Origin of the sequence: Saccharomonospora xinjiangensis XJ-54 (assembly GCF_000258175.1) — a bacterium.
GTDB lineage: Bacteria > Actinomycetota > Actinomycetes > Mycobacteriales > Pseudonocardiaceae > Saccharomonospora > Saccharomonospora xinjiangensis.
The window spans coordinates 4,580,917-4,600,715 of record NZ_JH636049.1; the positions used below are offsets into that span (position 1 = coordinate 4,580,917).

Here is a 19,799-nt window from a genome sequence, read left to right on the forward strand (position 1 = left end):
CGCGCGTGAGCCGGGGGCGGCCGTCACGACCAGTGGAGGATGATGGAAACCGCCGCGACACTGCCGTTCGAACGGGAGCACCCGCTGCGCATGCCCGCGCGGTTGCGTGAACTCCAGTCCCGAGGACCGGTGCACCTCGTCCTCACCCCAGTCGGCGACCCCGCGTGGCTCGTCACCGACTATGCCGAGGTGAAACGGCTCCTCGCCAGCGACAAGATCGGCCGCTCCCATCCCGATCCGGCGAACGCCGCCCGCATCGGCGAGTCCGCGCTCGTCAGCGGGCCGCTGGGGGACTACGAGACCGAGGAGGCGGACAGCGCGAGAACGAGAGCGCTGCTGCAACCGCACTTCTCCCCGAAGCGGATCAGAGAGCTGAAGGTGCGGGTCGAGGCCCTCACCACCGAACTGATGGACACCCTCGCAGCGGCGCCGCATCCGGTGGATCTGATCGAGACGCTGGCGCTGCCGCTGCCCATCCTCGTGGTGTGCGAGCTGCTCGGCGTCCCCTACGACGACCGCGAGGAGTTCCGCTCGTGGATTCACGCCGTGGCCGACGTGACCGACCGGCCCGCGTCCGAACGCGCCCTCGGCGAACTCGTCGCCTACGGTCAGCGACTCGTCGCGCGCAAGCATCGCGAACCCGGCGACGACATCACATCGAGGTTGTGTGCCACCGACGGCGTCGATGACGACGAGGTGGCCCTTCTGACCATGGCTTTGCTCTTCGCGGGGTTCGAGACCACGTCCGTCCACATCGGGCTCGGCATGTTGCTGTTCCTCGTCAATACCGACCAGTGGGAGCGGATCACGGCCGAACCGGCCCGCGTCACGCAGGCGGTGGACGAACTCATCCGCGCAACCCCGGGCCCCGCGGGCGGGGACATCCCCCGCTACGCCCGCGAGGACATCCGGATCGGCGGTGTCACCATCAGGAAGGGCGACCTGGTCCTGCTCGACAACGGCGCGGCCAACCGCGATCCCGCCGCGTTTCCCGACCCTGACCGGTTCGATGTCGCCAGGCAGGCGGGCGGACACCTGTCGTTCGGGCACGGGCGGCACTACTGCATCGGCGCTCCACTGGCCAAGGTGGAGCTCGAAGTCGTGTTCGCCCAGCTCGCGTCCCGTTTCCCGGGAATCCGGCTCGCGGTGCCGGTGGACGACCTCCGCATGCGCCACAACACCCAGACGGGCGGGCTGCTCGAACTCCCGGTGACGTGGTGAGCGCGCTGGTGGAGACGACCCCACCGCTCCGCCGGGGGGCATGGCCTTCGCGGGCCATGCCCCCCGGCACTGCTGGTGAGCCACGGCGCCGTCGAACGCGCCGTGCTGGCGTCAGCTCACGCGGGCCGCTCGGTCCGTGGTGACGGTGAGGTCCAGCCGGATCGGCAGGTGCGGGTCGTCCAGTGCGGCGCGGGCACCGGCGAGTGCTTCGGTCTCGATCCGCCGCCGCACCGACGCGAGGTCGGAGCTGTCCTCGACGGTGGCGTTCACGACGAGTTCAGCGGCGTCGGGGTCGCCGACGATCCGGGCACCCGCCGACGACACGCCGGGATAGCTCTCGATCTCCTCGGTGACCGCGCGGGTCACGGCTCCCGGCCGCAACGCCGTGCGTCCCGGCCCCTTGGAGGTGATCAGCAGGTCTCCGGCGCGGTCGGTGGAGAAGAGGATGACCAGCAGCCACCGCAGGCACAGCAGCACGAGGATCAGCGCGACCCCCGCCACGACAGGCCAGAACCAGGACGAGTTGCGATCGATGTAGTCGGCCACCACGTTGTCGGTGAGCGCCCGCCGCTGCACCTCCAGGCCGAACGCACCGAACGACGCCGCGCCGCCGAGACCACCGGCGGCGACCATCAGGGCGGCGAGGACGAGAAGAACCGTGCGGTTGGTGCGGTCGCCGTGCATCACGTACTCCTGACCTTGACCGAAACCCTCGGCGTTGAGCGCAGTTGGAGCCGCCTGAGACTGTCCCGCGCGGCCTCGGTCGCCGCCACGTCGAGCCCGTGCACCGTCGCCTTGCTGTGGCTTCCCGTGGTCGCCGACACCTTCACCGCGCGGCGCTTCACCTTCACCCGCGCCGACCGGACACCGTCGATCCTGGCCACCGCCGACCGCACGGCGGCGGCCACCCCACGCCGCGTGTAGGCGGTGTCCACGGGCCGGGTCCCCGGCTCGGCTTCGCGAGCGACCCGGAAACGACGCACCCTTGGGCGTTTGCTCTCCGCGACGAGTAGCACGAGGCCCACCACGAACAGCGCTATACAGACGATCCGCACGATCACGTCCTGCCACGGTGTCTCGGCGGCCCATCGCTGTGCCGCACGCCAGTCCCACACCGCAGGACCTCGGTCGAATCCGGCGGCGATCACTTCGGCGATCACCAGCACGCCGAGCGCGATGAGCGCGACGCTCAGCAGCGTGGCCAGCAGCCGATTGACCAACCTCATCCGATGCTCTCCCCGTCCTCGCTTCGCATCCCGCCGCCCGATCGTCTGACCAGGTCGGTCACCTCGATGTCGATGTCGGTGACCTCAAGCCCGGTCAGCTCGGTGACCCGCTGCGCGACGTGCCTGCGCACGGCCGCGCAGACCCGGGGGATCGGTGCCGGCCAGCGCACGCTGATCGCGAGATACAGGCGGGCCGTGGCTCCATCGACCCGCGCGACCGTTCTCGGCGCCACGTCGAGACTTGTGCGCCGCACACCCGGCGTCCGGCGGCCGATCGCCCTTCCGAGCCGCCCCGACGCGGCCGATCCCGCTTCCGGGATCTCCGCTGCCGCACGCGCCGCGAGTGTGGCGACCACGTTCTCACCGATGTCGATCCGACCGAGGTCCGTCCGGCCCGGCCTTGCCGTCGTCGCCGTTATCGGGGCGGTCGTCTGGTGGCTGCTCATCGGCTCTGGCGTCGTTCCGGAACGAACCGGGACACGTCGAGGTCCCCGTCGAGAACCTTGCCGATCACGTAGCCGATCAGCGTCACGAACACCACGATCAGCATCTGGCCGAACCCACCGAAGGCCCAGGCAAGACCGAACGCCACCCCGACGAGCGTTCCCATGTACGCGCGGGTCATGGTCCTCACCTTCACTACTCGCTCTCGACACCGGCGCGCTCGGACGGCACGCCGGAAAGCCTGGCCACGATCACGTCAACCCGCCTGCCCGCCACGTGCGGCGCGGCCGCGGCCTGCACGCACCTGCCGAGTTCGGGGACGGCGACACCCCATTCCGCGGTGATCTGGACGATCACCCGTTCCCGCTCCACCCTGACCCCGGCCACGGTGCGTCCCGGCAGGTACGACACGACGGGAGCCTGCGCGGGTCCTGCCGCATCGCCCTCCAACCCGGTGACTCCCCGGCAGGCCACAGCGGCTGCGGCGACGGCATCGACATCGACGCCGTCCACGATCCGATGGCCGCGCGGTGCGGTCATGACACCCTCGGTGGCGTTTCCTGTCCCTCGTCCGGCAGGTACACGTCGTCCACATTGATGTTGACTTCGGTGACCTCCAGACCGGTCATCCGCTCAACGGTCTGTTTGACGTTGCGCTGGATGCTCCTGCCGAGTTCCGCGATCGAGATGCCGTACTCGACCACGATGTCGAGGTCGATCGCGGCCTGGGTCTCGCCGACCTCGACGCCGACGCCCTGGGCGACGCTGGGCCCTGAACTGCCGGGAATCCGTTCCCGGATCGCGCCGACCGCTCGGCCTCCGGACGTGCCCATGTTGTGCACGCCACTGATCTCCCGGCACGCGACACCCGCGATCTTGGAGACCACGCTCTGGGACACGCTGATCCGCCCGGCATCGGACGACAACGGGTCCTTCGTGGACCGCTCAGCCGACCGGCTCGCCGCGGTCTGCTCGGATGTGGACATGTCAGCACCTCACACAGATCGTTCGCCGCACAGCGACCCCGCATCGACGCTCTCGGCGCCCGGCACGGGGCTTTCCCCTGCCCGCATACCCTCTTCAAGCTCGGTAAACCAGGACAGCCACGTGCGGGTGTCCTCCGCTTGGTGCAACCGTGTCCGCACGTTTCCAGCGGCGGTGACGGCAGGTGACCTCGACTCGCCCGCCGTGTTCGCGAGCTGTCCGGGTGAAGTCACTTATCGTGGACCCGGAGAGATGGCTGAATCGTTTCACCGGCGCACGCACACGGTGTGGCCGCCCGATGGCCACCGCGAACACGACAGGGTAAGGACGCGAGCGACCTCATGACACACGTTCCGAACATCACCTTGAACACCGGCGCCACGATGCCGCAGCTCGGTTACGGCGTCTTCCAGGTTTCACCCGGCGAGGTCACCGGGCTGGTCTCGGAGGCGCTGCGGGCCGGTTACCGCAGCATCGACACCGCCGCGATCTACGGCAACGAGGAGGGTGTCGGCAGGGCCATCGCCGAGTCCGATCTCGCGCGCGAGGACCTGTTCGTGACCACCAAGCTGTGGAATGACCACCAGGGATACGGCAGCACGCTGGCGGCCTTCGACGAGAGCATGGCCCGGCTCGGTCTCGACTACATCGACCTTTACCTGATCCACTGGCCGGTGCCGTCGAAGGACGCCTATGTCGAGACGTGGAAGGCCATGCAGCGCCTGCACGAGGAGGGTCGCGCCAAGGCCATCGGCGTGTCGAACTTCCAGATCCCGCACCTGCGCAGGCTCCTCGACGAGACCGACGTGGTGCCGGCACTGAACCAGATCGAGCTGCACCCGAACCTGCCACAGCGGCAGCTTCGGGAGTTCCACGCCGAGCACGGCATCGCCACCGAGGCGTGGAGCCCGCTGGGGCAGGGCAAGGGCCTGCTCGACGACCCGACGCTGACGTCACTCGCCACCAAGTACGGCAAGAGCCCGGCGCAGATCGTCCTGCGCTGGCACGTCCAGCTCGGCAACATCACCATCCCGAAGTCGGCGACACCGTCGCGGATCAAGCAGAACATCGAGGTGTTCGACTTCGAGCTGTCGGCCGACGACATGGCCACCATCACGGCACTGGAAACGGGTGTCAGGGTCGGTCCAGACCCCGACGCCTTCGGCGCCTGACTCGTTTCTCACCCGGTACTGCCCGTTCGCCGGTCTTTCCGGCGAACGGGCAGTGCTGTTTTCACCGGTCGCTCTCACGACCATTGTCGAAGCACGAGAATGTCGAGGGCGGTTAACGCCGTGTTCCCACTTTCGTTGTGGTTCCGTCGGCTCAGAGGGGGCCATTCGTCGCGAACCATTGGGCGGCTGTGCGGGCGTTTCGGGGGCGCCATACTCCAGCAGTCGTTGAAAAACGACGCAATCCTCGCCCCCAGGAGGAAAGTGATGAATCGCAAAAACGCGGCACGCCTGATCGCGTCCGTGACATTGGCAGCGGGAACGGCCGTGGCATTCACCCTGCCGGCCACGGCAGCGCCCGCCGCCGACGCTGTGGTCCCGGCCACTGCTGCCGACCCCGTGGTCCAGGCCATGCAGCGTGACCTCGGGCTCACGAAGCAGGAGGCCGAGCAGCGCCTGCGCAGCGAGGCCGAGGCCCGCGAGGTCCACGAGACCGTGAGCGAGCGGCTCGGGTCCGACTTCGCCGGTGCGCACTACGACGCCGAGCGCGGCACGCTCGTGGTCGGCGTGACCGACGCGGCCGAGTTCAGCGAGGTGCGCGAAGCAGGCGCCACGCCACGTCTCGTGGAACACACCGTCGCGGATCTGGAGTCGGCGGCCGAAAAGCTCGACGCGAAGGAAAGCCGGGCACCCGAGTCCGTCACCGGCTGGTACGTGGACATCGAGGCCAACTCGGTGGTGGTGACCACGAAACCCGGTACCGCCGGGCAGGCCGAACGGTTCGTGAGCAGGGCAGGCGTGGACGCCGACGCCGTCGATGTCGTGGAGTCGAAGGAATCGCCGCGCGCGCTGATGGACATCATCGGCGGCAACGCCTACTACATGGGTAGTGGCGGGCGTTGCTCCGTCGGTTTCTCGGTTCAGGGTGGTTTCGTGACCGCGGGCCACTGCGGCACCACGGGCACCACCACGTCCTCGCCCACCGGCCGCTTCGCGGGCTCGTCGTTCCCCGGCAACGACTACGCCTTCGTGCGGACCGGTTCCGGTGACACCCTGCGGCCGTGGGTGAACATGTACAACGGCTCCGCCCGCGTGGTGTCCGGGTCGAGCGAGGCCCCGGTCGGCTCGTCGATCTGCCGTTCGGGTTCCACCACCGGCTGGCACTGCGGCACGGTCGAGGCGAAGAACCAGACGGTGCGTTACCCGCAGGGCACCGTGTACGGGTTGACGCGCACGAACGTGTGCGCCGAGCCCGGTGACTCCGGTGGTTCCTTCATCTCGGGCAACCAGGCCCAGGGCATGACCTCCGGTGGTTCCGGTAACTGCACCTGGGGCGGCACCACGTACTTCCAGCCCGTCAACGAGGTGCTCAACGCCTACGGCCTGAGGTTGATCACAGGCTGAGGTTCGGTTCGATCAGTGCCGGGGTGGTCGCGGGTCGTCCCGCACCACCCCGGTGTCGTGTCCGGCGGGGTGACAGCGGGTATCGGCGACCGTGCGAAACCTCTCCGGAGTGTTCGCACGCTGTCCGGCGGCCCAGCAGAGCAACCCACAGAAGGCGAAGGCAGCTCCCAGGAGGGTGGTTCCCGTCCACCCTGCCGCCGAATACACCGCGGTGGTGGTGGCTGCCCCGAGTGCCGAGCCGAGCGAGTAAAAAATCATGTAACCACCGATGACGCTGCTCGTCCGGTGTGAATATGTGGAGGTGAGCAGGTGCTGGTTGCTGACATGCACCGCTTGGACCGCGAAATCGAGAACGATCACACCGACGATGACCGACCAGAGCGACCAGGTCGCCTGTCCCACTGCGACCCAGGAGACGGTCAGGAGCGCGAGCGCGCTTCCCGCGACGAGATCGGCGCGCCCGGCATCAGCCCACCGCCCTGCTCGAGCAGCCCCGAGAGCGCCGGTGAGCCCGGCGATGCCGAAGAGACCGATCTCCGCTGTGTTAAAGTGCCATGGTTCCCCCGCGAGCGGGAGCGCCAGCCCGCTCCACAGCGTGCCGAAGGAAGCGAACAGGAAGAAAGCGATCAGCCCTCGCACGAGGAACAGACGCTCTCCGAAAAGCAGACCGAGCGACCTGAGCACTCCGCCGTATGTCGTGGTCCCGGCACGGTGGTCGGGTGGCAGCAGTGTCAGCACCAGCAGCGCAAGAGCGGAGAGCAGCACAGCGAGTGCCGCGTAGACGCTGCGCCACCCCCAGAGCGCGGTGAGACTTCCCGCGACGACGCGCGCACCGAGAATGCCGACGACGACGCCGGACGTGACGGCTCCGAGCGTGCGGCCCCGATCAGCTGCCTCTGACAGGTCCGCGGCGAACGCGACAGTGATCTGAACCACGACCGCGAACAGACCAGCGAGGGCGATTCCGGCGATCAGGAGCCAGGGCCGAGGCGCCGCTGCGGCGAGGAGCATGCCGACTGCGGAGAGGAGCAGGTGGATGAAGATGAGCTTGCGCCGATCGACCATATCTCCCAGTGGGACGAGAAAGGCCAGGCCGATCAGGTAGCCGATCTGTCCGGCAGCCACGATCCAGCCGAGGTCGGCTTCCGGGAGCCCCAGTGCGTGACCGATCTCGGCGAGTACGGGTTGCGCGAGGTAGATCGTGGCAACGGCGACCGAGCAGGTCGTCGCGAGTAGCATCTTCCGGCCGACTGTGAGAATCACCGGCGCTCCGATCGGTAGCAAATTGCAACTGATCGGAGCTTACGGCAGAATGGTTTCAATCTGCAACCTGGAGGAGGCATGATTCCGGCGGCCGACCGCACCGACGTGTCCTGGACCGACCCCACCTGCCCGGTCGCGCGCACGCTCGACCTCGTCGGAGAACGGTGGAGCCTACTGATCATCCGTGACGCGATGGACGGGGCGCGATCGTTCACCGACTTCCAGCACCGCACAGGGATCGCGCGCAACATCCTCGCCGACCGCCTCCGTCGTCTGGTCGAACGCGGCATTCTCGACCGGACGACGGCGCCATCGGGACGTCGGCAGCTCTACGCGCTCACCGACGCGGGGCGAGACCTCTTCACCACCATCGTGGCGTTGCGGCAGTGGGGTGAGCGGCATGCGTTCGCCCCCGGCGAGGAACACTCCGTTCTCGTAGACGACAGCGGGCTCCCCATCCGTGAACTGCGCCCAACCAACGCACACGGTGCCACCGCGAACATCGAGACGACCGCCGTTGTGCGGAAAGGCTGACCGTCCGGAATTGATGTGGTGCGGGAGATCGCTTGCTGCGACGAAGGTCCTGCGAAGCGGAAAAGGAGTTGGTAGAGCGCTCTCGGCGACGGCGGGACAACGCGGCGGCTACCCCGGACGATCCGCCACAGACGTCAGCCGTCCACCTCGTCCGGCGGGGTTCCGTCCGGCCAGACACACGGCGACGACGCGCCCAGCGACAGGTCGCCCTCGACGCTTTCCTTGACCGACATGCGGAAGGCGTCGTCGTTGCTCTCCACGGAGACGAACCGGTCGTGGCCGTCGCGTTTGTCGGTGAGGACGCGGAAGTTGCTGGTGGTCCAGTACTCGTGGAGGGCATCCACGAACTCGGCGTTGCGGCCCTCGGGCAGGTTGTCCAGCCAATACGAGCGGCTGACCTCGTAGCGGCCTCGGGGACCGTTGTCGGTGGGGTCGAGGCATTCGGCCGAATCCGCCCGCAACAACGTCAAGGTCGGCTTCTCCGGTAACGCGGCCACGGCCTTCTTGATGTGCTCCTCGGCGCGCTGGGCCGCCTCGTCCTCGGTCATCGTGCGCATGTCGCTCCCTGTGGCTTCCGGGTCCGTCGTTCCGGAGGTGTTCGCGTTCCCACCGCAGGCGGCGGCGAGCAGTAAGCAGGCGATGGCCGCCGCCTTCCGGATCATGCAGGTCCTTCCTCGCCGCGCTCGTGCCGCTGGTCCGGTCAGTCGGGTTCGCCGCCGACGACGATGGTCGCCATGTTGCGCAGCGATGCCGAGTCCTGGTTCCAATACTCCGAGTGTGCCTCGGTGGAGTATCCCCCCGTGTACCAGTCGCCGTCGGTTCCGGGGTCGGAGGTGAACACCTGCGCGCCGAAGTCGTCGGAGATGGGCTGGCGTCCGTGGATGAACGTCGGGGTGCCCCTGATGATGTCGTTCTCGGCCGTGCTGGCGTAGATGCCCGCGTCGTCGGGGAGGTCGAGTTCGGAGGCGTTGTCCACGCCGACGCCGGGGCTGCCGATGAACACGACGTTGTCAACGTCGAGTCTCTCGCCCTGGGCGGAGTGGCCGACGACGGTGGAGCCGTAGCTGTGGCCGATGACGGTGTTGTGGGAGTCTTCGCCGGTGTGGGTGGCCCGCAGGCCTTCCTGGAAGTCGCGCAGGTCGTCGGCGGCGCCGTCCGCGTAGCTGTCGTCGGTGGCTTCGCCGAGGTCCTGCGGTGCGTCGTAGCCGACCCAGGTGATGGCGACGGTGTCGCTGTCACGGGACTGACGGCCCGCCTCGTCGAGGATGAGCTGGCTGCGTTGGAGTTCGCCGCCGATGCCGGACAGGTTCGATCCGGTGCCTGGCACGGAGGTGACGACGTTGTCGGCGGTGTCGGGGTTGCCGAGCGCGACGATGCCACGGCCGTTGCCCTCGGTGGAGAAGTCGAGCAGGTAGGCCCTCGGTCTGCCGTCGCCTGGCTCGGCGTCGAGGCGTTCGTCGATGGCGTCGAGCCCGCGCAGTGTGTCGTTGAGGTCGTCGAGTTCGCGGTCCTGGTCCTTGGTGCGGTTGTCGCCGAGTTCCTCCAGCTCGTCGCGCCGCGCGGTGAGTTCGGCCTGTTCCTCGGCGAAGCGGATGCGGTTGGCGCGGTCGCGATCCTCGGCGGGGATGCCGTCGAGCCCGCCGATGAGGTCGCCGTGGGTGTAGATGGCGGCTTCCTGCTCCATCGGGGTGAGGCTGTCCCACCATCGCTTGACGTCCTGCGGTGAGGTGTCCTCGCCGGGGACGTCGGCGGGGCTCAGCACGTTGCCGTCGCCGACGGCGTGCAGGTCGAGCCCTGCGGCCGAGGGCAGGGCCTGTTCGAGAGCCGTTGTCGCCACCTCGTCCGCCTCCGTGACGGCGGTCAGCACGGACCGGACGGTGTCGGTCAGCTCCTCGGCGGTGTTGCGGTCGCGTTGTTTCTCCTCGTCACTGCGCCAGTCGAACAGTCCTCCTGAGTCGGCGGTGACCTCACCGGTGTCGGCGTTGAGGGAGAAGGAGTCGTAGGCGTTGACCGTGTCGATGACGTCATCGACGGTGCTCTGCGCTCCGGTGATCACATCGGAGAGCGCGCGCAGCGCCGGTGGGACCTTCTCGATGTATTCGGCGGCGGTGTCGTAGGAGGCGCGGACCTCCTCGAAGTGTGTTCTCGCGGTGTCGGCGGCCTGGCCGTGCCAGCCGTCGAGTCCGCCGACCGCGGTTTTGATGTCGCTCGCGGTGGCGGTGAGTTCCTCGGCCACCCTGGCCCACGCGTCGGCGAGGTCGTCGAGGGCACCGGGATCGGCGTCACGCAGGTCGCGGAAGGAAACCACGGCGCATCACTCCGCGGAACTCAGTGGGGGAAGGGTGTCGAGCACGGCCTGTTCCATGTCGCGGTAGCCGTCGGCGCTGTCCTGGAGCAGCCCGCCCGCCATGGCGGTGCGCTTGCACAGGTCGTCGATCTGCTGCTCCCATGCCTCGGCGAGGGACGCCGCCGTGCTCGTCGTGGTGAAACCCGCGTTGGCTCCCTCGTCGGCCGCGGCTTTTCCGGTGAACGCCGCCTTCGCCTCGCGTGCCGCGTCGGCGATCTCCACGAGCCGCTCGCCGGTCGCCACGAGGCTGTCGAGATCGACGCCGTAGCCGTTCATCCGCCACCCCAGTTCGTCTTCGCTGCCGGGATGCTACGACGGGGGAAGCGGCGTCGCGACGACTTCGGCGGGACCCAGGCCACGCGGACGCGGCGGCGTTCACGCGCGGTTGTCGTCGCGGACGTGCGGGGGTGTTCCGGCACCGTGGCATCGGCGCTGGTCAGCAGGGGTCCTCCAGGCGTTGTTCACGGACGTGCGGAGCTGGTTCGCGAACGCTGTCCATGCTCGCCGGGGCAGAGGGCTGGTTTTGAAATTCGAAAACCGCGACGCGAGTGTCGCGGCTGGAGTGTCCTCAGTGTTCCGGCGCCTCCGCCGGCGCCGAGGACGATGCCGACGCCGCCGCCTCGGCTGTGGCGCCGTCGATCGCGGCGCGGCAGCGGTGCAGCAGCTCACGCAGCTCGGTTCGTTCGCCGGGCGACAGCGCGTCGCGGATCGCCCGCTCGATGCGGACGGCAGCCTCGTCGGCCCTGCGCAGCAGGTCCAGTCCCTTCGGTGTGAGGCGGGCAGGCCGCACGTTGAGGTTCCAGTCGTCGGTGAACCGCTCGACCAGAGCCTTGGCCTCCAGTGTCTTGAGCACGGCAGCGGCAGCCTGGGGCGTGACAAGGCATGCGCGAGCGAGTCCCGCGCCGGAGATTCCGGGGTTCTGCGACAGGGTCAGCAGCGCCGCGTACTGCGCGACCGTGAGACCGAGTGGCCGCAAGGCCGCGGTTTTCGCGGTCATCAGCACGTGCTCGGTGGACACGATGTCGAGGCCGAGGCGCTCCTCGGGAGACAGGCTCATCGCCCAAGCCTAGATGCCTGTAAAAGCTTTGATAGCGTTCAAGGCATGAAGAAGACTGTGCTCGTGACCGGCTGCACGTCCGGACTGGGGCTGGGGCTCGCGACGTATTTCGCGCACCGGGGAGATCGCGTGCTCGTGCACGGCCGTGACGCCGGGCGGCTCGGACTGCTCGCCGACACGCTGTGCGCGGCGGGCGGTGACGTCGAAAGCGTCGTCGGCGACATCACCGAACCGGCGTCGGTGGCCGCACTCTGCGAGTCGGTTGGCGCGCTGACCGACCGGCTCGACCTGATCATCAACAACGCCGCCGTCGGCGGAGGTACCGATCCCCGCAGGCGTGAGGTCAACTCGGCGGGCACCGAACGTCGCCTCGCGGGCAACTACCTCGCTCCCTACCAGATCAACCGGCGGTTGCTGCCCCTGCTGGCACCGCAGGGGCGCATCGTCAACGTCGCCTCGATCGGGCAACTGCCGATCGATCTGGACGACCTCGGCTTCACTCGCGACTACGACGGGGTGGAGGCGTATTGCCGGTCCAAACTGGCCCTGATCATGGACACGATCGACCTCGGCGGCCAGGGTGTGCACGCCAACGTCCTCCACCCCGCGCATCTCATGCCGACGCGGATGGTGCGCGACAGCGGTTTCGTCCCCGAGGCGACGATGGACGACGGGCTCCTCCCGGTGCTGCGCCTGGCTCTCGACAGCGCGCTGGCCGACGTCAAGGGCGCCTACTTCGACCGGTTCGATCGGGCCGAGCCGCACCCGCAGGCGCGGGACGAGCAGGTCCGCAAGACACTGTCGGCGTGGGCGGCCGAGCAGGTGGGCCTGTGACGCCCGGTCAGTGAAGGCCGTGGACGTCGATGACGACGCAGGCGAGGTTGTCCGGTGCGCCCGCCGCCCGCGCCTCGGCGACGAGACGTTCGGCCACCTCCTGCGGCCCGGCTTCGGTGAGCACGGCCTCCAGCCCCGGCACGACGGCGTGGATCCCGTCCGTGCACAGCAGGTAGCGGTCACCCGGTCTGGCGCGTCGCAGGTGCAGGTCGGGTTCGGTGTCGGCTTCGGCGTGCAGGGCGCGCAACAGCCGGGTGCGGTCGGGGTGGGTCTCGGCCTCGGCCGGGGTGAGCCTGCCCTCCTCGACGAGCGACCGCACATAGGTGTGGTCCTGGGTCAGGCGGGACAGCTCACCGTCCCGCATCAGGTAGGCCCGCGAGTCGCCGACGTGCGCGATCGCGAAATCGGCGCCCGACCACAGCAGCGCGGTCAACGTCGTCCCGATGTCCGACATGGACGCTGTAGACGCTGTGGGCGCTTCCGGTGCTGCGGACTCCGAGGACGCGAACTCGCCCACAGCCGTGCGGGCGGAGTGGAACGCCGAGGTGAGCGTGGTAGTGAGCTGAGCGGGAGGCACCGCCGACGCGGCGTGGCGCAGGGCGCGCAGTGCCGCGTCGGCGGCGGAGGGCAGCGGGTGCCCACCGTCCCGGCCGTCGGCATCGTCGGTGTCGTTCTCGGGCAGCCCGAAGCCGTCGGCGACGGCGAACAGCACCGCTGCCGCGTGGGCGGCGTCCTGGTTGCGGGTTCTGACCAGACCGCGGTCGAGCGCCACGGCGCTGTGGAGACGAACGGACGCGTGCCCGACGGAGTTGTCGTCGTCGCCGGAGAGCCGATCCAGAAGGAACGACACGGTCTCCCTGCGTGCGGCCAGGTCGGCCTCGACCTGATTCCAGTAGGTGGCGATCTCCTGACCTGCCGCGCCTGCGGGAAGATCGCACACGAGCCGGATGCGTGCCAGCGGCATGCCGATGCCGCGCAACCACGCGATGAGCCGCGCCCGATCGAGCTGGGCGGTGTCGTAATGCCGGTAACCGGTGAGCGCGTCTACCCGCACCGGGAGCAGCAGACCCAGCTCGTCGTAGAGCCTCAACGCCTTGGGCGTGAGCCCGCATGCCGCGGCGAACTCGCCGATGCTCAGTGTTGCCATGGGTTTCCTCCTCGACCCGGGCACCGTGCCCGGTGATGTCGAGCGTGTGGCCTGCCCCGGCGGCAAGGTCAACACCGGGCGGAAACCGGATCAGCTCACCTTCGTCTGGATGGCGCGGTAGGAGCCGCCCGGCCACACCCATTCACCGGACAGCGTGGTGCCCTCCGCGTCGAAAGTGGCGCGGTAGTGCGCGGGTGAACCACGGTGGCCGCCCCAGATGGTGAGCGTGTCACCGTCGAGGTCGTACACGTAGTCCAGTGTGTCGCCGTCCCGGCCGTAGAAGCGGGACGTGACGTCCTCCTCGGCCTGCTCGGCTCCGAACGGTTTGTGGTGGCCGATGATCTCGATACCGGTCACATGCTGCCCGTTCTGGTGCAGGTCGATGTTCTGGACGAGGAAGTGGCCGCCATCGAGCCAGGCGTAGGTGACGGTGCCGGTGGCGCCGCCGGAGACGGTCCAGGTGCCGACGAGCCGGTCGAGGTCGCGCAGCGTGGTCATGTGGGTGTCCTTCCTGTGTGGAATGTCCGTGTGGAGCGTCGTCGCGGGAGTCAGCGGAGGAACTCGGTCAGTGGGCCGGCGAGCTTGCCCGGCGCCTGCATCACGGCGCCGTGGTTGAGCTTGGGAAGGGTGCGGTGTTCCGCGTCCGGCAGCACGGCGGCCAGCGCGCGGGCGGCGTCGTGGAATCCTGCGGGGCTCTTGCCGCCGGTGAGCACCAGGGTCGGGCACGTCACCGACGCCCAGTCCCCGGCACGCAGCGGCGCGCCCTGCTGGGTGTCGCCCATGACCGCCAGGTCGTAGGGCAGGGTGTGGGCGAGCCCGGTCAGCGTTGACCACACGCCCGGGATGAGACGCATCATCGTCACCATGGCCGACGGCATGCCCTGCGCTTCGGTCATGAAGGCCCGCACCGCACCCGCGCGATCGCCCGAGTCCAGCAGCGCGGTGAGGCGGTCGGCGAAGCCAGGAGGAGGGCCGAATCCGCTGTCGGGGCGCACCACGAACGGCGGCTCGTACACGGCGAGTTTCGTCACGCCGATGCCGGCGCCCGCTGCCCGCAACGCCAGCACGGCCCCCGACGAGCTGCCGAACAGTGCCGCCGACCCACCCACATGCTTGACGAGTGCGGCGAGGTCGTCGATCTCGCGTTCGACGGCGTGGTGGTCGTGATCCCCGCTGTCGCCTCTGCCTCGGCGGTCGTAGTTGACGACGGTGTGGCGATCCGACAGCAGCGTCGCCAGCTTGCGGGTGTCGCGCCGATCGGCGAGTGCGGACGCCACCAGCACGACAGCGGGACCTTCTCCGCTGGTCTCGAACGCGATCGGCGTCCCGTCGCGGGAAGTGACGGTGCCGGTGACGGGTTTTCCTTGTGCGGCCATGGCACAAACGTCCTTTCGAGTATCTTTGGGTATCTGGTGATGTGACGGTGGTGCTCCGGAAAAGGAATCGGTTCACCTGAGACCGACGGTGATCAGCGTGGTCGGCGCTGAGGCGCGTAACGCGCGCAACGGCAACCCGGCCAGGGTGAGCACGCTGCCGTGGGCGAACCGCTGCCGCTGACCGTGAACGGTCTCCAATTCGAGTTCCCCGGTAGCGACGACCACGAGCAGCCCCGCCCAGGCGTCCGGTTCGTAGTCGCGGCTCTCGCCCGCGTCGAGCACGAGGAGTTCGCGGTGCGGGCCGCGGCTCATGGCAGCACCAGGGGCAGGCCGAACGCGGCGAAGTGCTTCGGCTCGAACGAGGTGACGGCCTTGATCTGTCCGTTCTCGACAGTGAGGACGTCCAGCACCTGCGCGCGGAACGCGCCGCGCAGCGACCGGGTCTCGGCGGCACTGGGGTGTTCGACGTAGTGGGCGACGGCTGGCTGAGTGTTGGCCACGGTGACAACACCGCGCCACCGCCCGTGATACCACGCCGAGGCCGAGTCGAAGACGTCGCGGGTGAACGACAACAGAGAGTCGCGGCCCCGCAGCCAGTGCGGGTGCGGCGGCATGGTCAGCCGCACGTCCTCGGCGAGCAGCGACGCGAGGACGTCGAGGTCGGCGCGTTCGTGGGCGTCAACGTAGCGGCGGAGGAGAGCCCTTTCGTCGCCGGTGGGCGCGGTGACGGTCCATGATTCCCTATCGGGCGAGAGATGCTCACGCAGAGTGGCCCTGGCGCGCTGCAAGGCACTCTTGATCGCGGCGACGCTGGTGTCGAGCAGTGCGGCGGTGTCGGCGGCGGGCCAGCCGAGCACGTCGCGGGTGATGAGCACGGCACGCTGGGTGGCAGGCAACCGCTGCACGGCAACGAGGAACGCCAGCTCGATGGTCTCGCGGGCGATGGCCGTCTCGGCAGGCTCATCGGGCGCGGCGGCGAGCTGGTCATCTGGAATCGGTTGCAGCCACGGCACGTCGGTCGGGGGGCTGGTGTTCTCTCCGGCCAGCGGCTCGGAGTGGTAGGGCCGCGCGAAGCGCTTGCGTTCGGAGATGAGGTCGAGACAGGCGTTGGTGGCGATCTTGTAGAGCCACGCTCGGAACGTGGAGCGGGCCTGGTAGGTCGATCGCCGCCGCCACGCGCGCAGCAGGGTCTCCTGCACGATGTCGTCCGCGTCGTCGCGGGAGCCGAGCATCCGGTAGCAATGCACGCGAAGCTCGTGGCGGTAGCGGGTGGTGAGTTCACCGAACGCGGCCCGGTCGCCGTCGCGCACGGCGGTGAGGACCAGTGCCTCCACGTTGTCGCCCATGGTTGGTCACCTTTCGTCGGGCAGGTGTCGGCCGTGTGACCGCGATGGCGGCGCGAAGGAATCGCCGACGTGGTGCACGTCATACCCGGTCAGGCTCAGGGGCGCACGACGAGGCGGGTGACAGCACGGCCGGTCACGACAGCTCGGGCCCGCTGGTCTTGTGGCGCTGGTAGTGGCGGGCGACGCGGGCGCGGTTGCCGCAGCGCGCGGCCGAACACCAGCGGCGGCGGGGGTGCGCGGGAAGGAACAGCAGGACGCAGTCGTCGGCCTCGCACTCGCGAACCTTGGTCACGTCCGGCCGGGCCAGGAACTCGGCGGCGGCCTCGGCGAGCCATGCCGTCAGCCGCTCACCCGGTGAGCCGAGGCGCCGTCGAACCAGGGTGACCATCGCGTCCTGCCACGACAACTCGCTGACGACGGGGGCCGCCCGCTGGAGGCGGTTGAGTGCGTCGAGGTCGGCTTTGGGAGGTCGCCTGCCCCGGCGGGCGTGGTCGAGGGCGCGTGCGGTGTGGTCGCGCAGCGCGCGCACGGCTTCCAGCTCCCGTCCGGTGATCTTCTCCGGTGTCTCGGGTAACCGGTCAGCCTCCAGTGCCAGCCAGCGGCCCAGGGCTGGCGGAGTGGCCAGCAGGTCACCGGCTGACGTCCGGGTGTTGATCAGATCCAAGGCCAGCGGTTCACCGGTCACAGGCAGCGCATCACTCACGCCCCTAATGGTATCCGGATCGCCTTACCTGTTAGCCTTGCGCCCGCTTCGACTAATGCATCATTAGACATCAAAGGGGTTAGCCATGGTGACGTCAGTCGCCCGCGTCGCGCATCGCCACGTCGATGTCGAAGGGGTCCGCGTCTTCTACCGCGAGTCGCTTCCCGACAGCCAGGACGCACCGGTGTTGTTGCTCCTGCACGGTTTTCCCTCCGGATCGCACCAGTTCCGTCGCCTGATCGACGTGCTGGGCGCGCACTACCGTCTCGTTGCCCCTGACTATCCCGGCTTCGGCCATACCGAGGCGCCCGAGGGATTCACGTACTCCTTCGACCGTCTCGCCGACATCACCGAGAGCTTCGTCGAACGGCTGGGACTCGACCGGTTCGTGCTGTATGTCTTCGACTACGGGGCGCCGGTCGGATTCCGTCTCGCGCAACGCCACCCCGAGTGGATCGCGGGCCTGATCACGCAGAACGGCAACGCCTACGAGGAGGGGCTCTCGGACGCCGCGCACAGCGCGCTCACCCTGAACCCGAAAGATCCCGCCACGGACAGCGTCCTTCGCGACCTGTTCACTCTCGAAGGCACCCGCAGCCAGTACGAGACCGGAGTCCGCGACACGGGTCTGATCTCCCCGGACGGCTGGACTCTCGATCAGCATTTCCTGGACGGTCCAGGCCGCAAGGACGCCCAGCGGGCCCTGTTCCTCGACTACCACACCAACATCGAAAGCTACGGCCGCTGGCAGTCCTGGCTGCGCAAGCACACCCCGCCGACCCTCGTCGTGTGGGGGCGCGACGACCCCTACTTCGTCGAGGCCGGAGCCCGCGCCTACCTGCGAGACCTGCCCGAGGCGGAGTTGCACCTGCTCGACACCGGCCATTTCGCCCTCGACACCCACCTGCCGGAGATCGCCCCCCTGATCGCCGACTTCCTCGACCGCGCCTGGACGTGATGGGCTCGCCGCGAGATCGACGTCGCCGTCCCTGAGCCGCCCGGTCCCGGCAACGCTATCCTCGCCCGGGCGGCCTCGGTCACATCCGATCCGCGACCGTGGTGTCGCGGGCGGCGGGGATGTGCGTGGTCGCGGGGCGATGCGTCGCACGCGCCGGTCGCCGGGACGCGCCACGGTGTTCGGTGCCGGGCCGTGTGCAGGTCAGACGCGGGTTGGCCACGGAGGGCTGACGGTGGACCGGGCGCGCCGGTTGCGCCTCCTCTTCGAGGTCGAGCGTGTCGCGCAGCGGTGTTTCGCGGATGAAGACCACGGCGATCACGGTGACCACGGCGGCGATCGCGGCGACCTGGAACAGGGTTCCCGTGGCGTCGCCGTAGGCGGCGCGGACGACCTCCCGCACGGGTGGTGGTAGGGCGTCCACGTCGAGGTCGCCCCCTGCCGCGAGGCCGGCGCCCACGCGAAGACCTCGCGCGGCCAGCGACTCGGTGACGAGGTCGGTCACGCGCATACCGAGCACGGCTCCGAGGGCCGAGACACCGGCGGCGCCGCCGAGCGTGCGGAAGAAGGTGACGGTGGCGGTTGCGGCGCCGACGTTGTTCATGCCGACGGTGTTCTGCGCGGCGAGCACCAGGTTCTGCATGATCGAGCCGACGCCGATGCCCATCAACGCGAGGAATGCGCCCATCCACCAGAGGTTGGTGTCGTGATCGACCTGGGACAGCAGTGCCAGTCCGGTGAGCAGGGCGAGCGAACCCGCCACGAGAAACGGTTTGGTGCGGCCGGTCCTGGAGACGATCCGGCCGACGATGGTGGAGGAGCCGACCATGCCCAGCACCATCGGCAGGGTGAGCAGCCCCGCGGCCGTGGGAGAGAAGTCGCGGGCGAGCTGGAAGTACTGCACGAGGAACACGGTGGCGCCGAACATCGCGACGCCCACGGCGAGCGAGCCGACGACGGCGAGGGTGAAGGTGCGGTCGCGGAACAGGTGCAGCGGCACGACCGGTTCCCGCACGCGGGCTTCGACGGCGATCGCGGCGGCCACGAGAACGGCTGCGGCGCCGAGGAACCCGGCCGTGTGAGGACCCCACCAGGGGAAGTCCTTGCCGGCGAGGGTCACCCAGATCAGCAGCACCGTGACACCCCCGACGATGAGGGTGGCGCCGAGCCAGTCGATGGACACCTCACGCTTGATCACGGGCAGTTTCAGTGTGCGGCCGAGCAGGACGAAGGAGATCACCGCGATGGGCACGCACACCCAGAACGACCAGCGCCAGCCAAGCGGCGAGTCCACGACGAGCCCACCGACGAGGGGCCCGGAGACGGTGGCGACGGCGAACGTGGCGCCGATGTAGCCCGCGTAGCGGCCCCGATCACGGGGCACGATCATCGCGGCGATGACGGCCTGGATGAGCGCTTGCAGGCCGCCCATGCCGATACCCTGCACCGCGCGGAAGGCGATGAGCTGCGGCATCGACTGGGCGAATCCGCCGAGCACACAGCCGACGGTGAAGATCACGATCGAGGTCTGGTAGAGCACCTTCTTGCTGAACAGGTCGGACAGCTTGCCCCAGATCGGTGTGGTGGCGGTGGAGGTCAGCAACATGGCGGTGACCACCCACGTGTAATGGCCCTGGGTGCCACGAAGGTCGGCGAGGATGGTGGGCAGCGCGCTGGAGACGATCGTGGAGGAGAGCATCGCGACCAGCAGGGCGGACAGCAGTCCGGTGAAGGCTTTGAGGATCTGCCGGTGCGGCATCGGCGTGGGGGAGGGGGACGGCTGGCTGGG

General features: G+C 69.0%; 24 protein-coding genes. 6 read left to right on the top strand and 18 right to left on the bottom strand.

Features of this window, described 5'->3' with window-relative positions:
• Positions 1-39: 39 nt before the first annotated feature.
• Positions 40-1,221 (top strand): cytochrome P450, encoded by a 1,182-nt coding sequence (locus SACXIDRAFT_RS20800; RefSeq protein WP_198284331.1) that lies wholly within the window; start codon positions 40-42, stop codon positions 1,219-1,221.
• Positions 1,222-1,332: 111 nt separating this feature from the next.
• Here SACXIDRAFT_RS20800 and amaP read toward each other — a convergent pair whose 3' ends face one another.
• From amaP to SACXIDRAFT_RS20830, 6 genes are read right to left on the bottom strand one after another with little or no spacing between them, the layout of a single operon-like run.
• Positions 1,333-1,905, bottom strand: coding sequence for an alkaline shock response membrane anchor protein AmaP (gene amaP, locus SACXIDRAFT_RS20805; protein ID WP_006240657.1), 573 nt, complete (start codon positions 1,903-1,905; stop codon positions 1,333-1,335).
• Entirely contained in the window at positions 1,905-2,447 is a 543-nt protein-coding gene (locus SACXIDRAFT_RS20810) for an alkaline shock response membrane anchor protein AmaP (protein WP_006240658.1), read from the bottom strand. The genes amaP and SACXIDRAFT_RS20810 overlap by 1 nt, the downstream gene beginning before the upstream one ends.
• Positions 2,444-2,893: an Asp23/Gls24 family envelope stress response protein gene (locus tag SACXIDRAFT_RS20815; protein ID WP_006240659.1), complete on the bottom strand. Its 450-nt coding sequence runs from the start codon at positions 2,891-2,893 to the stop codon at positions 2,444-2,446. Before SACXIDRAFT_RS20815 ends, SACXIDRAFT_RS20810 begins: the two co-directional genes overlap by 4 nt.
• A complete protein-coding gene (locus SACXIDRAFT_RS20820; RefSeq protein ID WP_006240660.1) occupies positions 2,890-3,072 on the bottom strand; it encodes a DUF2273 domain-containing protein in 183 nt (60 codons plus the stop codon). The genes SACXIDRAFT_RS20815 and SACXIDRAFT_RS20820 overlap by 4 nt, the downstream gene beginning before the upstream one ends.
• 14 nt (positions 3,073-3,086) lie before the next feature.
• The gene (locus SACXIDRAFT_RS20825; RefSeq protein WP_006240661.1) at positions 3,087-3,431 is read right to left on the bottom strand and encodes a hypothetical protein; all 345 of its coding nucleotides are present in this window, start codon (positions 3,429-3,431) and stop codon (positions 3,087-3,089) included.
• Complete coding sequence (locus SACXIDRAFT_RS20830; RefSeq protein WP_006240662.1) at positions 3,428-3,877, bottom strand: Asp23/Gls24 family envelope stress response protein; 450 nt, start codon at positions 3,875-3,877, stop codon at positions 3,428-3,430. Before SACXIDRAFT_RS20830 ends, SACXIDRAFT_RS20825 begins: the two co-directional genes overlap by 4 nt.
• 339 nt (positions 3,878-4,216) lie before the next feature.
• On the opposite strand from SACXIDRAFT_RS20830, the gene SACXIDRAFT_RS20835 reads away from it, so the two are divergent.
• Together SACXIDRAFT_RS20835 and SACXIDRAFT_RS20840 are read left to right on the top strand one after the other, a co-directional pair.
• Positions 4,217-5,047, top strand: a complete 831-nt coding sequence (locus SACXIDRAFT_RS20835; RefSeq protein WP_006240663.1) for an aldo/keto reductase — start codon at positions 4,217-4,219, stop codon at positions 5,045-5,047.
• Between the two features lie 264 nt (positions 5,048-5,311).
• A complete protein-coding gene (locus SACXIDRAFT_RS20840; RefSeq protein ID WP_006240664.1) occupies positions 5,312-6,448 on the top strand; it encodes a S1 family peptidase in 1,137 nt (378 codons plus the stop codon).
• A gap of 12 nt (positions 6,449-6,460) precedes the next feature.
• On the opposite strand, the gene SACXIDRAFT_RS20845 is transcribed toward SACXIDRAFT_RS20840, so the two are convergent.
• Entirely contained in the window at positions 6,461-7,711 is a 1,251-nt protein-coding gene (locus tag SACXIDRAFT_RS20845; protein WP_006240665.1) for an MFS transporter, read from the bottom strand.
• A 78-nt stretch (positions 7,712-7,789) separates the two neighbouring features.
• Between SACXIDRAFT_RS20845 and SACXIDRAFT_RS20850 the strand changes: the two genes are divergently transcribed.
• Positions 7,790-8,245 carry a winged helix-turn-helix transcriptional regulator gene (locus SACXIDRAFT_RS20850; RefSeq protein WP_006240666.1) on the top strand — a complete coding sequence of 152 codons (456 nt, stop codon included), beginning with the start codon at positions 7,790-7,792 and terminating at the stop codon, positions 8,243-8,245.
• Positions 8,246-8,379: 134 nt separating this feature from the next.
• Here SACXIDRAFT_RS20850 and SACXIDRAFT_RS20855 read toward each other — a convergent pair whose 3' ends face one another.
• The 4 genes from SACXIDRAFT_RS20855 to SACXIDRAFT_RS20870 form a co-directional block, all read right to left on the bottom strand.
• Positions 8,380-8,907, bottom strand: coding sequence for a hypothetical protein (locus SACXIDRAFT_RS20855; protein WP_006240667.1), 528 nt, complete (start codon positions 8,905-8,907; stop codon positions 8,380-8,382).
• Positions 8,908-8,945: 38 nt separating this feature from the next.
• A complete protein-coding gene (locus SACXIDRAFT_RS20860) occupies positions 8,946-10,553 on the bottom strand; it encodes an alpha/beta hydrolase (protein WP_006240668.1) in 1,608 nt (535 codons plus the stop codon).
• Positions 10,554-10,559: 6 nt separating this feature from the next.
• On the bottom strand, positions 10,560-10,868 hold the full coding sequence (locus SACXIDRAFT_RS20865) for a hypothetical protein (protein WP_006240669.1): 309 nt from the start codon (positions 10,866-10,868) through the stop codon (positions 10,560-10,562).
• A 292-nt stretch (positions 10,869-11,160) separates the two neighbouring features.
• On the bottom strand, positions 11,161-11,649 hold the full coding sequence (locus SACXIDRAFT_RS20870; RefSeq protein WP_006240670.1) for a MarR family winged helix-turn-helix transcriptional regulator: 489 nt from the start codon (positions 11,647-11,649) through the stop codon (positions 11,161-11,163).
• 45 nt (positions 11,650-11,694) lie between these two features.
• Between SACXIDRAFT_RS20870 and SACXIDRAFT_RS20875 the strand changes: the two genes are divergently transcribed.
• Positions 11,695-12,483: an SDR family NAD(P)-dependent oxidoreductase gene (locus tag SACXIDRAFT_RS20875; protein ID WP_006240671.1), complete on the top strand. Its 789-nt coding sequence runs from the start codon at positions 11,695-11,697 to the stop codon at positions 12,481-12,483.
• Positions 12,484-12,490: 7 nt separating this feature from the next.
• Here the strand turns inward: SACXIDRAFT_RS20875 and SACXIDRAFT_RS20880 are convergent, their stop codons facing one another.
• The 6 genes from SACXIDRAFT_RS20880 to SACXIDRAFT_RS20905 all read right to left on the bottom strand — a co-directional run bounded on the left by SACXIDRAFT_RS20880 (position 12,491) and on the right by SACXIDRAFT_RS20905 (position 17,055).
• Positions 12,491-13,630: a MerR family transcriptional regulator gene (locus SACXIDRAFT_RS20880; protein WP_006240672.1), complete on the bottom strand. Its 1,140-nt coding sequence runs from the start codon at positions 13,628-13,630 to the stop codon at positions 12,491-12,493.
• Between the two features lie 90 nt (positions 13,631-13,720).
• Entirely contained in the window at positions 13,721-14,128 is a 408-nt protein-coding gene (locus tag SACXIDRAFT_RS20885) for a hypothetical protein (protein WP_006240673.1), read from the bottom strand.
• A 50-nt stretch (positions 14,129-14,178) separates the two neighbouring features.
• The gene (locus SACXIDRAFT_RS20890) at positions 14,179-15,006 is read right to left on the bottom strand and encodes an alpha/beta fold hydrolase (protein ID WP_006240674.1); all 828 of its coding nucleotides are present in this window, start codon (positions 15,004-15,006) and stop codon (positions 14,179-14,181) included.
• Between the two features lie 72 nt (positions 15,007-15,078).
• Positions 15,079-15,318, bottom strand: coding sequence for a hypothetical protein (locus SACXIDRAFT_RS20895; RefSeq protein WP_006240675.1), 240 nt, complete (start codon positions 15,316-15,318; stop codon positions 15,079-15,081).
• The gene (locus SACXIDRAFT_RS20900; protein ID WP_006240676.1) at positions 15,315-16,352 is read right to left on the bottom strand and encodes an RNA polymerase subunit sigma-70; all 1,038 of its coding nucleotides are present in this window, start codon (positions 16,350-16,352) and stop codon (positions 15,315-15,317) included. The genes SACXIDRAFT_RS20895 and SACXIDRAFT_RS20900 overlap by 4 nt, the downstream gene beginning before the upstream one ends.
• A 133-nt stretch (positions 16,353-16,485) precedes the next feature.
• A complete protein-coding gene (locus SACXIDRAFT_RS20905; RefSeq protein WP_006240677.1) occupies positions 16,486-17,055 on the bottom strand; it encodes a CGNR zinc finger domain-containing protein in 570 nt (189 codons plus the stop codon).
• 85 nt (positions 17,056-17,140) lie between these two features.
• Here SACXIDRAFT_RS20905 and SACXIDRAFT_RS20910 point away from each other — a divergent pair, with 85 nt between their 5' ends.
• The gene (locus tag SACXIDRAFT_RS20910; protein ID WP_006240678.1) at positions 17,141-18,013 is read left to right on the top strand and encodes an alpha/beta fold hydrolase; all 873 of its coding nucleotides are present in this window, start codon (positions 17,141-17,143) and stop codon (positions 18,011-18,013) included.
• Positions 18,014-18,092: 79 nt separating this feature from the next.
• Here SACXIDRAFT_RS20910 and SACXIDRAFT_RS20915 read toward each other — a convergent pair whose 3' ends face one another.
• Positions 18,093-19,769, bottom strand: coding sequence for an MDR family MFS transporter (locus SACXIDRAFT_RS20915; RefSeq protein ID WP_040922309.1), 1,677 nt, complete (start codon positions 19,767-19,769; stop codon positions 18,093-18,095).
• Between the last annotated feature and the right edge of the window lie 30 nt (positions 19,770-19,799).